Origin of the sequence: Alteromonas sp. S005, from assembly GCF_036864475.1 — a bacterium.
In the GTDB taxonomy this organism is placed as follows: domain Bacteria; phylum Pseudomonadota; class Gammaproteobacteria; order Enterobacterales; family Alteromonadaceae; genus Alteromonas.
On sequence record NZ_JAZETN010000001.1, the window covers coordinates 628,002 to 641,513 of the forward strand.

9 protein-coding genes are annotated in these 13,512 nt (G+C 40.1%); 2 read left to right on the forward strand and 7 right to left on the reverse strand.

Annotation, left to right across the window (positions count from 1 at the left end; translation table 11 throughout):
- Window position 1 precedes the first annotated feature (1 nt).
- Window positions 2-1,006 carry a glycosyltransferase gene (locus V7R55_RS02580; RefSeq protein WP_334057078.1) on the reverse strand — a complete coding sequence of 335 codons (1,005 nt, stop codon included), beginning with the start codon at window positions 1,004-1,006 and terminating at the stop codon, window positions 2-4.
- A gap of 37 nt (window positions 1,007-1,043) precedes the next feature.
- Complete coding sequence (locus V7R55_RS02585; protein WP_334057080.1) at window positions 1,044-3,623, reverse strand: hypothetical protein; 2,580 nt, start codon at window positions 3,621-3,623, stop codon at window positions 1,044-1,046.
- Window positions 3,624-3,914: 291 nt separating this feature from the next.
- Between V7R55_RS02585 and V7R55_RS02590 the strand changes: the two genes are divergently transcribed.
- Window positions 3,915-5,120, forward strand: coding sequence for a glycosyltransferase (locus V7R55_RS02590; RefSeq protein WP_334057082.1), 1,206 nt, complete (start codon window positions 3,915-3,917; stop codon window positions 5,118-5,120).
- Window positions 5,117-5,698 carry an acyltransferase gene (locus V7R55_RS02595; RefSeq protein ID WP_334057083.1) on the forward strand — a complete coding sequence of 194 codons (582 nt, stop codon included), beginning with the start codon at window positions 5,117-5,119 and terminating at the stop codon, window positions 5,696-5,698. Before V7R55_RS02590 ends, V7R55_RS02595 begins: the two co-directional genes overlap by 4 nt.
- On the opposite strand, the gene V7R55_RS02600 is transcribed toward V7R55_RS02595, so the two are convergent.
- The 5 genes from V7R55_RS02600 to V7R55_RS02620 form a co-directional block, all read right to left on the reverse strand.
- Complete coding sequence (locus V7R55_RS02600) at window positions 5,652-6,764, reverse strand: GNAT family N-acetyltransferase (protein WP_334057085.1); 1,113 nt, start codon at window positions 6,762-6,764, stop codon at window positions 5,652-5,654. The genes V7R55_RS02595 and V7R55_RS02600 overlap by 47 nt on opposite strands.
- A gap of 3 nt (window positions 6,765-6,767) precedes the next feature.
- Complete coding sequence (locus V7R55_RS02605) at window positions 6,768-9,458, reverse strand: tetratricopeptide repeat protein (protein ID WP_334057087.1); 2,691 nt, start codon at window positions 9,456-9,458, stop codon at window positions 6,768-6,770.
- Between the two features lie 286 nt (window positions 9,459-9,744).
- Window positions 9,745-10,719, reverse strand: coding sequence for a PEP-CTERM sorting domain-containing protein (locus V7R55_RS02610; protein ID WP_334057088.1), 975 nt, complete (start codon window positions 10,717-10,719; stop codon window positions 9,745-9,747).
- Between the two features lie 106 nt (window positions 10,720-10,825).
- On the reverse strand, window positions 10,826-12,541 hold the full coding sequence (locus V7R55_RS02615; RefSeq protein WP_334057090.1) for an FAD-binding protein: 1,716 nt from the start codon (window positions 12,539-12,541) through the stop codon (window positions 10,826-10,828).
- 106 nt (window positions 12,542-12,647) lie between these two features.
- Window positions 12,648-13,487, reverse strand: coding sequence for a PEP-CTERM/exosortase system-associated acyltransferase (locus tag V7R55_RS02620; protein ID WP_334057092.1), 840 nt, complete (start codon window positions 13,485-13,487; stop codon window positions 12,648-12,650).
- Between the last annotated feature and the right edge of the window lie 25 nt (window positions 13,488-13,512).

Here is a 13,512-nt window from a genome sequence, read left to right on the forward strand (position 1 = left end):
ATTATTTATGCGTGTTGGTGGTTACCGCGCCGCGTGCTCCTAGTAATGTTCCTATGGCTCTCGCTGGGAAGTACACAAGATAAAAACGCAGGCAATTAAAAAACGATACGTCGTTGCCTACTAATTTTTTAAGTCGAAGCGTGTACGCCAAAAGAGGTGCTCCTGCAATTAGACTAAATATAATAGCGAAGTTAGTTCGTGAATACAGTAGGCTAAGCAATAAAATTATCAATCCTAGAGTTACGGCAAAAGGTACAATAAAACTAGGTAACTCACGAAGGGGGATGGGCCTGCCGCTTGTTGATGCAATATTAGATTGCCCACGCCATATTTCTTTTTTAAACATTGAGGCAAAATCTTGATCTTCGCCTAGATGCACAAAGCAGGCTTCTGAGTAATGAAAAATTTTCCCAAGCTTAGTTATTTCACTTGTGAAGTAAATGTCTTCACAAGTTCTTAAGTGTTCTGGAAAACCTGAACTTTCGATAAATGTTTTTTTTCGTAAAAACAAATTGGCACCTGGGGCCGACTCAGTAAACCCGCCTGAAGTGGCAGAAGCTAAAGCGGTTCGGATTACTTCCATCGGTTTTGGTTCTTGACTGTTAACTTGGGTTCCAAATAAAAGCGCTGTACCAGGCCTTATTTCGATATCCGATATCATTTTTGCAGCCCAGTCTTTGTTTATTTCCACATCTGCATCAAGAAAGGCTAAATAGGTGCCTGTAGCTCTGTAAGCGCCAAGATTTCTTGAGTGGGATATACTATTGGCGTCGTCGTTGTGTATTACTATAAGCGAGAAATACTGCTCGTACTCGGCTAAGCCTTGGGATACATTTTCGTTTTGACTAACAATTATCACTTCAAACTTGTCAGCGTCTAACGTTTGCTGTTTTATACTCTCTAGAGTTTGTAGCAGCATAGTCTCGCGACCTTTATGAGGAATAATAAAGCTGACTACTTTGTGCATGTTGGTGTTGCTTGCACTGTTGCTTATAGGGCTGTTCACATTGCTACTCATTATTTTAAATTGGTTGCTGTGGCAATCATGGCTTACCCAACCACTGCTGTAATTTCGGGAATCGTTTAACAGCTTGGCTGCGCTCTTGGCTTAATGAAAAATTTCGAAGTGTATGCAAAATGAAAGTAGTGAGGTTTGCAGTTTTTACTGGAAACTTTCTACTACTGTTATTTAACGCACCTTGTTCTTTTTCATGAGGCTTTCGTGAAAGTTCTTTTAATAGTTCTGTTTTGGGTGCAGCTGCGCTTTCGTAGGCATCAAAATTCATATTTTGCATCATTAGACATAAAACGCGTGTGGTTTGGTTTTCTTCGGTATTGCTTAGCCTGTCGATAATTTGGTGCTGAAGGCTTTGTTTTTTTTGTTCGATTGCCTGAGCGAATGTTGGCATATAGGGTTTTGCGAAAGCAAACAAGCAGAGTTTGCGTAAGTCTTGGCCTGTCCAGGTTTCGTTTGGAAATTCTAAAATTTCGGGCTTGTCTAAATAAGGATATTCGTGAACAAGCATGTGGTTTACGTAATGCGTTAAGGCACTTACTGCATAGGCATAGTCGTTGTCGGTTTGCTTAAGTTGTTCTTTAATTGTAATGAAACGGCACACCGCTTGAAAAAAAACAGTATAAAACCAGGTGGCTTCAACATTGTGTAGCCGTCGCTGCGCAATACATTCATTTGGAGATACTGTGTATTTTATAATATGGGCGCACTTCTTAATGTCGCTTATATCATCAAGTAGAGCGTACCTGTCCATAAGGGCCTGTAGATAGTTACCGGTACCTCTATCGAGAGGGTATTGGCCTGTCTTTACATTTTTTAAGCCTTCCGTGCCAGCATTTTTTATCGATAGTAGCGCATTTAATAGCGTGCCGTCTCCTTCGTAATAACTCTCTATCCAGCTGCAAATTTTAAGTAATGCTTGTTTAGATGTATCACAGCCTGTTAACAAGTAGTGATGCAATAAACCATTGGTGTAACAATGCTGCCCACCAGGGCCACCACCGCCCGCATGATCTTCGTATACTCCAATGGGCTGATTTTTGGAGTAGGTTCTGTGCGTAGCTGTATGGGCCGGCACGTAATGGTCGGTATGCCAAAACAATCCGCCAGAGTATTCAGGTTTATCTAACGTAGTATGATACACATCTATATTTGCCACATGCTTAGCTAAATTGTCGGCCAGCGTTTTCCAGCGCTGATCGCCGGTTACCGCCCACTGATAAAGCATTCCACAAAGAGGGTCGTATTGATTATTGTAATGCGACACGAAAAAAAGAGTATCAGGGGCTAATGCTTTTTCATGGTCGGCATACAACTCGCCAAAATGTCTCCATCCGTACTCATCAATGGCGTCGCGCTTGTGAAAAAATGAACTTTCACCATCTACGCCTTTATCTACCAGTTGCTGAAGTTTTTTAGGAACATTAAAGGGCGCAAAAGGAAGGCAAGAAGAATACTGAAGCCAGTCTTTGCAGAGTGTTACTTCGAAAGCTGTAATTGGAGTGTTAGATAATGTTACGCTGCGAGTCAGTTGCTCTCCGGGCTGTAACTCTTGTGGTTCGCTATTCTTCGCGCCTAACAAACTCACAAACGTGCTATCATTGCTGGCGGTCATCATTGAAGGAAAATGTTGCCAGAACTCTTTTACCTCAAGTACTAAACAGGAGTTTCCCTCTAATTCGAACGTGGCATACGGTTGGCATTGGTCCGCTTCGTATTCTAATTCGTCATTACAAAAAACTTTAACGCCTTTGTGGGTTAAGTTAACTTGGTTTGTAGCGTTGACGTGAACGGGGCTTTGCCAATTCACCTTTCCGCTAGAAGCCTGATGAACTAAGGTATCTCCATCGGTGGCAACAACAGTCTTTTTTTCGTTTAGTCTTATAGTATTGGCTTGTTTACTTACAGCGAGTGACAACTCATTGATGTAAACAGATGAAGGGTCGCCTAAATCCCACTGGCCATTTGGGTGAAGGGATGCAGCAGGGTTTGTGATGCTTACGTTATTTAACACGTCACCATCAGCTAAAAAAATTGTGCTTTGGAATTTAATATCTAGCACTTTGTCCAGAATTTGAAACTGCCCTTTATGCTTGATTCTTACTGCTGCATTCTGGCGATGACTTCGCAATACCTCATAACTAAACTCGCTAATACTCACGAATTGCAATGCATCATATTTATTGTTGTTATAGTGAGTTAACCACGTTGACATTTCGCTGTTAATGTCAATCGAGCCTGGCTTATTGCGCTCAATTGATATCGTTTTGCCATTTGATAATAGTATTTTTATCTGTTTTTTCGAATCAACATGTTTCACTGGGTTAGTGAAATGAGCCAGGGAAGCTGTTGTTAGCTGGAGAGAATAATTTGCCGTTGAATTGGAGGGTAAAGACGTTATTCCAGTGATGTACAACCATTTTATTGAGCCGTCGTGCCACAAGTGCCTTATTTCCAATGAAGCGTTCACATGTTCATCATTTTCATCAATTAACTCAAGTGAGTCAGTTACTGAAAACTTTCCTTCTGGGCAGGGAACTCCCACGCTGAAAAAACCGCGTTGAGTATGCGAACTCGCGTTACGTAAACTAAAAACAAAATGCTGCATTGTGTTACTTATTTATCGTCCATGACTGGTATGTAATGACTCGTCGATACTTTATATTACTTGTTATGTAATGCCAATGTGTTTGCCTTTTTATACTACTTAGCTAACTTTTGACGCTCACGCAAAGCCGCCTTGCAATTGGGCAAGGTAACTATTTCAGGAAATTAAGGTTAGCCCAAGAAATTGTGAGCATTAGTGGAGTAATACATCTATATTTTGTAGTTTTGACGAGTTACAACCTTCAACGTACTATAGTGTTGAATTATATAAATTTTGCTAATGGACTAAACGATGGCGACGCCGCGCAATATTACTGTAGTAGCACAACGAGTGCCTTACCCGCCTAACAAGGGAGAAAAGCTTCGTACTTATCATCAAATTGAGTTTTTAACTCAACTTGGCTATAGCGTTGAAGTGCTTAGTTTAGGTGAATGCGAACAGGACGAAGTTGATGCTAATGCGCTTAGTGAAAAGCTGAATATTTCGGTAACCGTTTTTCCGCTTCCTAGCAAAATTAAGCGCTATAGTTGGGCACTACTTAATGGGCAAGCCATTAGTGTTGGGGCTTTTTATAGCAAAGAGCTTCAGGTAGAGGTTGATGCGCGGCTGAGTGGTAGTTGTGACGCGCTGTTACTTAGCGCTTCGAGCCTAGGTTATTACGTTTTTAACTCTGCTCATTACAAACGTCGTTCGTGTGCCCTTTTTATGGATATGATGGACGTAGACTCTGACAAATGGCGACAATACGCTGAGTCTAGTTCATTCCCCATGAGCGCAGTATACCGTCGCGAGAGTAAGCAAGTTAGAAAACTTGAAGCGAGAGCAAACAAAGAGTTTGAAGATACATTTCTTATTGCGAAAGAAGAAACCCGACTATTCGAAAAGTCAGTGAGTGCTTTGAAGCCGGTTAAAGTACTTGGGAATGGTTTAGATTTTTCTGCCTTTTTCCCTCCATCAGCGCCCACAAATAAGATGAACTTTTTGTTTACCGGTGTAATGGATTACAAACCAAACGTAGACGCGGTAATGTGGTTTGTAGAATGTTGTTGGCCGACAATAAAGCAACGTTTACCCAATGCTACTTTCACTGTGGGGGGTATGAATCCAATAAAAGAAATACAACAGTTAGCTGAGAACGGCGACGCTATCGAGGTTACTGGATTTGTTGATGATATGCTGCCACATTTTCATAAAGCCACCGCATTTGTGGCGCCTTTTCGATTAGCCAGAGGTGTCCAAAACAAAGTCTTACAAGCTGCTGCATGTAAGTTGCCTGTGGTAACCACCAGCATGGGTGCAGAGGGGATAAGTTATGCTAATGAAAGTACTATGTTCATTGCTGATGACAAAGATGCGTTTATAGATGCGTGCGTTTTGTGCGTAAACGAAACCGACACTGCCCGCCAAAAAGCAGAGCGAGCTTTTGATGCGCTACGTAGTACTTACAGTTGGCAGCAACAGTTGCAGCCCCTTAAACATGCATTGGAAGAAATATGAAGCAAATTATTAAACTTATTGCTTTTTTATTGCTAGCGTTATTAATAAGTCCTGTAACAGTGTCTTATCTGTTGTTGTCGATGATTGCAAATAAAGATTCGTTGATAGCGAGCTACAGTCAGTTTTTGTCGCTTTTACCCGGCAAGTTAGGCAGCTATTTGCGCAGCGGTTTTTATCGCTTTGTGTTTACAAAGTGCTCCCCAGACGCGTTGATTTCCTTTGGAACTTTGTTTTCTCAGCAAGACACCAGCATTAATGAAGGAGTGTACATTGGCCCTCAATGCAATATTGGTAAATGTGTATTAGGCAAAAACACGTTGCTCGGCAGCGGCGTTCATATCATGAGCGGGAAAGGACAGCATAACTTCGATGATCCCACCAAGCCGATAAAAGACCAAGGTGGCACGTTCACAAAAATCGAAATAGGTGAAAATTGTTGGTTAGGGAATGGCGCTCTAATCATGGCTAATGTAGGGAAGGGGAGCATTGTCGCAGCAGGTTCTGTAGTTGTTGATGACGTACCTGAGGGGGTTATAGTGGGAGGTAACCCCGCCAAGATTTTACGAACTCTGAGGTAATTACTTTTAAATTAGTCAGATAATTTTTCAATCGTGTAAGAATACCTTTAAATGTCTTCGTTGGAACTTGTAGAGAGTGAAATACAACTGTGTCATTAGATAATGTTTTTTTGTATTGACTGGCTCCCCCCATAAAGTCATACCAACTTAGACCTTGTTGAGCATAATACTCCATTAAAGCAAGATGCAGAACGTACCCGGGCCTTATATGTTTTGTTGCAAGATCAAGGTTTATTCCAGAGCAGTAAAAAAAGACTGTGTCTTTTTGAATTAAGTTGAGCGTATAACCGAGTAAAGCGTCTCCTGCTGTAACTTTTGCTATTTCACAGAGCTTGCTTTCATTTTTTAAAAGGCTCTTTAGCGTATCTTTGAATATTTCATTTTCAAACCCGCTGCCATTATCAGAGTCTCCCCATCGCTTGATGTGAAGCTTTTTTAGTTGCTCTAGAAATGAAAGTTTTTGATTTAAACCTTCAGCGATGGTCACATTAATTTGGCCAAATTGAAGTTGTAACTCTTTAAGACTTCGCCGTAATTTGCTTCGACTATTCGCAGAGAGGCAAGAAACTATTTTCTCTACAGTAAATTCACGAGAAAGACTCCGACGGAAGCCCTGCGATGTATGAGCGTCACTATAAAGGTTGCTGAGATACTTTTTTGGGAAAAGAAACTCACATGTCATTGAAACATTAAGAATATCGAAGTTTTGGCGCACTAATTCTTTCAAGAGCAAATAAAAAAAACGGTTTCGATACTCCGGCAAACCAAATGACGCGTTGTACTCAATCCATACTTGGTCGTTACGAGGGCAACCAGTTTGATTTATATGGGCTAACTTAAAAGTCAGCCCATATTTCTTTTTAAAGCTCTCACCGATTAATGCAAAGTGACTCACAGTACTTTGTTCGTAGAGCAAAAACATATGAACCGGAAATGTCTTTTGGGAAAACCATGCTTTGAGAAAGCCCTCACTTAAAAATGGCGAAAAGTTATCACAGTTTAGATCGTGTAAGACAGTGGAGAGTTGCTCCCAAGTTACATCTGTTAGCCATTGTGTTTCTTCCATGTGCTAATTTTTTACGTCTTTTGAAATACTCTCGTATAAAGATAAATCTTCTTCAGTCAAACTCGACTTTTCGACAGTCGCTAAAGCCTTCTGAGCTTGGGTTTGTTCGTCAAGACGCATGTGTGCGTTTGCTAACAAAAGCGCATTAGAATCAGAACTCACATTATTTGAAAACGCGGTTATCTCGTCGTAACGCTCTGAAGAAGTTAAAATGCGAAACAACGTATCTAAATAGGCTTGGTTTGATGCATTTAATTCAACGACTCGCTTAGCAATTTCAAAAGCTTTGTCGTTTTTACCGTCAAGGTAGAGGACCCATGCATAGTTGTTTAATACATCAGTGTTACCACTTGTTTTACTAACGATCTCTTCAAAAATAGCTATTGACTGAGCATTGTCTTGTTCTATTAATGACTCAGCTAAGAGTGCTTTTATTGATAGGTCGTTAGGGTTTTGTTTAAGGTGTGCTTTAAGAATGCCAATATCGACTTTTCCACGCTTCAGGTCTAGCGCATAAATTAATTTAAGCGTGTGAGAGCTACCAGATTCGTTGTAAGCTTTTGTGAGTAACGATTTTGCTTTGTCTAAATTATTTTGCTTGATAGCGTATGAACCGTTTAGATAATTTAAGAGGCTTGGTGGAAGGTTAGACCTTTTCTCAAGCTGTCCTATCTTATATTTCGCTTTAGATAAGTTCCCTTGATGTATGTAAAGTGCAACTAGCTTTACATCTAGCGCAAGGCTCTCTTTTGGTCGGTCAAGAGAATGAGGGACCTGCTCTAACACTGAAATTGCTTCTTTTAATTGTCCTGCATTTTCAAGGTAAGTTGCAAGTGCAATATTCGGACGTGTGCTGTCAGGGAACTGTTTATTCCATGCTTTGACTATGTCTCTTGCTTGACTTACGTTGTTCGAACGGTTCGTTAGGTAAAGTTGCAATTCCCAATACTGATTTATTGACTTTGCCTTCTCGGTATCGACAGTGTCTAAAACTTTGTGTGCAAGTTCATTTGCTCCTTGAGTAGCGAAGATACCCGCTTTCATTAATTTAAAAAGAACGTTGTCGTCAAATTGTGCAATAGCGTTGTCAATATAGTTAAGTAATTTCGATTCGTATTCTTCACTTTTGGAAAGCTTTTGGAAGGCAAGGTATAACTTTAGTACAACGACATCGTTGAGATTGTTTGCCAGTATTTTATCTAAAGATATAAGTGCACTCTCATAGTCTTTATTCTTTGCCGCAGACTGTGCCATGAACATGTGAGCGGCTCTATTTGTGGGCAAAAGTTCTAATGAGTCTCGATAAACTGACTTTGCGCTGTCCCGGTCACCTTTAGCAATGAGAATGGCTGCTTTGTAGTTCATGACTTTTACTTTGTCGTTTGTTCTTTCTAGCCACTCGTTGACATAATTTAGTGCTTGGTCAAATTGAGCCTTGTTCATCATCATTGCAACTTGAATGAGATTATAAGTGCTATCTGAAGAGTCACCAGGTTTACTTAATGTTTCAGAGCTGCCTTCACGTGCTAACTCAATAAGACCGCTTAGCACTCTTGCTTTAGGCGATTCGCTTTGAGCCAGCTTTGATTGTAAGGTAACCCATTCTCGAGCCTGGTTATCAGTACCAATGAGTTGTCCAATGATAGATACATCCAAATCCGAAAAGCTCTCTTGGGTTGCAAGGATTTCTAGTGCGTCGTCAGTAATGCCCAGTTTGACTTTGGTAGCAACAAGCATGGTATTAGCTAGTTCACTGTCTGGAGCCATATTTGTTGCTTTTTCAAAGCTACTTAATGCTGATTCAAAACTTTGAGAATTGAATTCTAAAAGCCCCTTTGTCAATGAAACAGAAGGAGAGTTCATTCCATAGCTATCGGCTAACGAGATAGCATTGTATGCCTCAATCTCTTTATTCTCGCTCAATAGAATTAAGCTATTAAGATAGTTAGCCATTGGGTTTTTAGAAAATTTTGCAAGCACTGGGTTAACAAGCTCTTTAGCTTTCTTGATATCATTTTTGATGAGCATTGCTTGAGCCAATGGCAAATTAATATTCAAAACGTTAGGATTATTTTTCTTATATGCGTTGTAAGCCGTAATCATTCCGTCTAGGTTATTTGTTCTTCTCAATAAATCCCCTATAACAAGAAGTTCGATATCGGATGCCGAACTATTAATTAATGACGAGATATCTAAACTTGAAAGGGTATTGTTATTAAATGCTTCAAAGACTTTATACGCGCTCGTGTTGCTATCAATTTTTTGTACATCAATGTAATCCGTGGATGCTGTGCTAGCCCATGCTTCTGCTACTCGACACGCTTCGCAAACAGTCTCGTTATTTAAAAGTCTATGATAGGTGCCATCAAAACTGAGAACTGCTAAATGGACATTCAAAGTCTCGGCTTTGCTTTGCTCAGAAGGGAGAAGAGTCTCAACTTCTACCTTTTCGAGTTGCTGCTTGGCACCAATTATGTTGCCGTTGACCAAGTAAACCTCCGTAAGCAATAATCTGAGGCTCGATGTAGGTTTTTCACTCAATGCTTGTTTTATTACTAATTCAGCCTTTTTTGTCTGCCCTTTTTCGAGTGCAGATTTGGTGTCTTGAATATAATCCTGTTGAACCTCTGGAGTGCATCCAATACAAGTCAGTAAGGCTAGAGCAGTGGCAAATCGAATATTATTTTTGAGCATTTTAATACATCTGACGTCCGTGAATTCTTTTGTTAAGATATCGTGGTTTGCTTTAAGTAACAAGATGTACTATTGCGTAGTTTGGTTTAAGGCTGGTCGTAAGTAATTCAGTCTTTTCCAAAGCAATCAATTACTGTAGGTTTAAATTGAATGTGTAAGACGCTCTGTATGTCTAGCGCTGCAATTTTATTCTCTAGTAATAATGGTGTCATTGCCTAAAACTTTTTCAAGGCGAGAGATGGGAAAAAAGCCGGAGTGTTATCCGGCTTTTAAAAAGATCAAAATCTTACATGTACTTTTTTCGGCGAGCTGTCATACCTAAGCCCAATAGGCCAAAAGCCGCAATCGCTAAGGTCGTTGGCGCAGGGACCAAGCTAGCCTGAACATTTGACGTTTGGGTAATAACCAACTGGTACTCTGTGTTCGCCGCCAGAGTGGCCCAACCAGAGAGAAACTCTTCGTCGTTACCAGAGAAGGACACAAGATTACCTCTACCAACTCTATCCTGGGCATTATCGCCAAATGTCAGACCATCCCCTCCGTTAGTACTGTCAATATCTACAGCGGCTCCTGTATCAGAGTTAGATAGCTCTAACCCAAAAGTCGCTTTTGCAGACGCAGAACCTTTAATTGTAGGATCAGCTGCAATATCGTCTGAAATTATTGCATCTATTAAATAATCCATAAAAGCTTGAAAGCGAACGTTAATAGAAGCGAGCGTTGTAAATGTCATCCGCGTTATAATATCGTTCGCAATATTGCTAGTTGCTGCGGCAGTTTCATTATTTCCACCTGAAATACCTGCATCTGCGTATGTGAAACCAGATGCCCCCGTTCCAAGCGCGCTCCCAGAAACATTTACATCTGCGGCTGCAAAATTGAACGCATCGCTGGCGACGATATTACCAGAGTCTACTGACTGCATGTTATCTGATAAACCTAAAACGCCGCAAGAAGAGCCAGAGCACACTAGTTGAGCGTTCGCTGCCTCTGTAGCTTCGAACTTTGGTGGTGCGTCAGAAGCAAGTTCACCATTATAATTTGAAAAGGTGTTAACTTCGCGAGAGCCCGCATCTACAACTACTGCTATAAAATCTAATGGATTAACATTCTCAGGAGTAAAATTACCGTCAGTGTCGACTTGTACAATTAAGTTGTTTAATTCTAAGTAGGCTGTTGCAGACACACCAGCAGTCGCATTTGAAGTTGTAGCAAGTGCTCCCGCAATCGCTGCATACTTGATAGTTGTTGCAAATTTCATTTTCCACGCTCCGTTGTTTTGAACAGTAGGTCTGTTTTACGCTGTAAAAACAAGCATACGGCGTGCCACTTGTTAAGTTTTTGATTTTTCTTGTTTTATGTTGTTTCTAATTTTTTTTTGTAAAATTTTTAGACACTAATTGATACTTTGAAGGTGAGATTACATTGCAAGGATCAAAACACGATTTAAGCTCGGGGAGTTCAATAGGCAGCGGTAAATGCTGACGATTTAGAAAGTGATTGGAAAGCGTAGACATTCTATATTGAAGGAAGCCCATGGAAGCACACTTGAGCATTATTTCTTGATAGCAAACTAAAGCTTGTTCTTCCTCTTTCTCTTTTTGTCTATCCCATGAAAGAGACAATACACACTCCATTGTCCTTTCATTTATGAGGGTTATTGATATTGGACATTCCAAATCATACTTCTTACATGTTTCATTCATAATAGAAGTAATTAATTTAAAGTTTTTGCTCGATATCTCAGAGCAAGGCGCTCCCCACAATAAGCCAACTTTATCCTTACTTGGATTTGGGACTGAATCTTCCAACTTGTGTAGGTTTCTCCAGTAGATAGTTCGAAGAAATTCATTGCTAGGAATTCCTTGCTTTATCTTACACAATTCTAATAGGCTTTTTCTTAAGGCAAGTTTGGCACCTATTTTTCTTAAAATTCTGCTATCACTAGTAATCAGTTTTTTAACTAAAGCATTGTTAAGACTATCTGGAAGAGACAATGTTTTTTTTATAAAGCGAAGCTTTTTTTCATCAATGAATAAAGGTTTTACACCTAACTTCTTCATTGCGGCTTTTAGATCTTTAGTATGTGCGTTTATTTGGTTTTGTGTACCGTACATTCCTCCAGAAAGCGTCCAATCATCAAGGCCGAATTTGTGGATTAACTTGTCTAACTCATCATAACTATAAGATTTAATTAGCTCTGGAAATTCTACGGCAAGCAATTGTAGTGTCTTCATGTTGTTTCCAATGTGTGCGGCACTGTGTATGGTGTTTTGTTTTCTCAGGAGCGCACAAGTATCAATCATTTGCTCAATGTCATCTTTTTTAAATGGTATGAAGTAAGCAACGAAACAATCAGGCTTTTTTAAAAGCTTTATGGTAAGGCTTGTTACAATTGCAACATTGTTTTGAATTACGATTCCCGTCAGGTCAGGGCCAATGCTATAGGTTCTGGATAGCATTTTCCCGTTAATTTCAAACGATGTGCCGTCGGTCGAAGTTACAAAATGTGAAGGTGGTTCTCCTTTATTATTGGGAGTTATAATTTCTGCATGGAGGATATTTTTAGCGTGCTCAGCCATTGGTGTATGCCCAAAACCTCGCTCAAGATAGTTACCAACAACACTCGCGAATTTAGGTGCTCCAGTAGTGTCATGTATATGAACACCACCGTTTATTGTCAAATACTCACTAATCGCTTCCTGCGACACCCCAGGCTCTACTGTTATTTGTCCGCTTGTTTTCTTATAGCCGCTTATTCTTTTGAAAGCGCTTAAATCTAAAGCAACGCAGTTTGGATCATAGGGTTCTTGACCACCATAGCCTAGATTAGCACCCTTACTGAAGGGGTGGATTGAGAAATCATTACATTTTGCAAGTTCAATTACCCTTATAATTTCTATATATCGCGAAGATTCATCTGATTCGGAAGGGTATGGTTTGAGCACTAGTATAGCTGAATTTTTTTCGGGATATGTGAAATGCGCATCGTCATTATCGACCGCATAAATCTGTGATGCTAGAAACCCTGACTCCAGTAGAAGGTTCTTTAGTTTATTAAACCCAAAGATTTGTGTTCTCATAAAGATTTCCGAATGCGACAGTAATAGTACTGAAGGCTAATATACAGATTACTTAGTCAACATTGCTAGGCTTGACTACAACAATTATAGGTTAGAAGGCGATTCCCTAATCTCTCGGATATTTTTCAACTTGGTGCTGTATGTTTTTTAACATTATCTTAAAACTAGGTCTTAAGTTAGCGTAAAGCAACGATGGATTAATATAGTAGGGAGCGCGCTTACCATGGTAGTCAATAACGGGGCCCACCTGCTCAAATTGAATACCTACAAACCTCATACTCCGAGCAAGACGGGGTTCCATCATAACATATGTATGTTTTATATCATTGTGTATCACTAAGGCAGCAGCAGAAAAATAAAGGCCAATAGCGATAAAAGGGAAACACCTTAATTCATTCTCAGAATACGTATATTCATTAATTGCACCAGTCGCAGCTCCAGAGAAACGGTCCATTTGACGTTTTCGAAACTCAAGCGGCACTGCAAGTCGAGAGATTTCGCAAATGTCTTTCCGTGCAAAGTTGCGCGGATTTAAAGTTTCATGAGTAATTGAATTGATGCAATACTTTTCAATAGGGAGAAGTTGGTCTTCGAGTTGTGGCCTAACTAATCGCACTGTCCCAGCAAAATGGCCTGAACTTTTTTGCTTAATCAAACACGGACTTGAAAAGTCGTCGAATTCGTCAGTTTCGAGACAATTGTTTCTGAGTGGTTCAAAACCAAGTTCTTCGCAGTAAACTTTGTGCCTAATGTTATAACTTTCAGCTCGTGCATTTTCTGATTGTGCAACCACAGGCTCTAGGAACTCAGAAAAGTGCTTTGAGATAAATTTGGCTTCTTGAAGTTTTTCTAAGCCCCCAAGTGCCTTTCCCAGTTTACTGTCTCTGCCGACAATTGACTTCACGCGCCCTATAATTGTTTTACTAGCCACTAAACTTTGGTCCACACAAACATCATCCTTCCAAACAGTC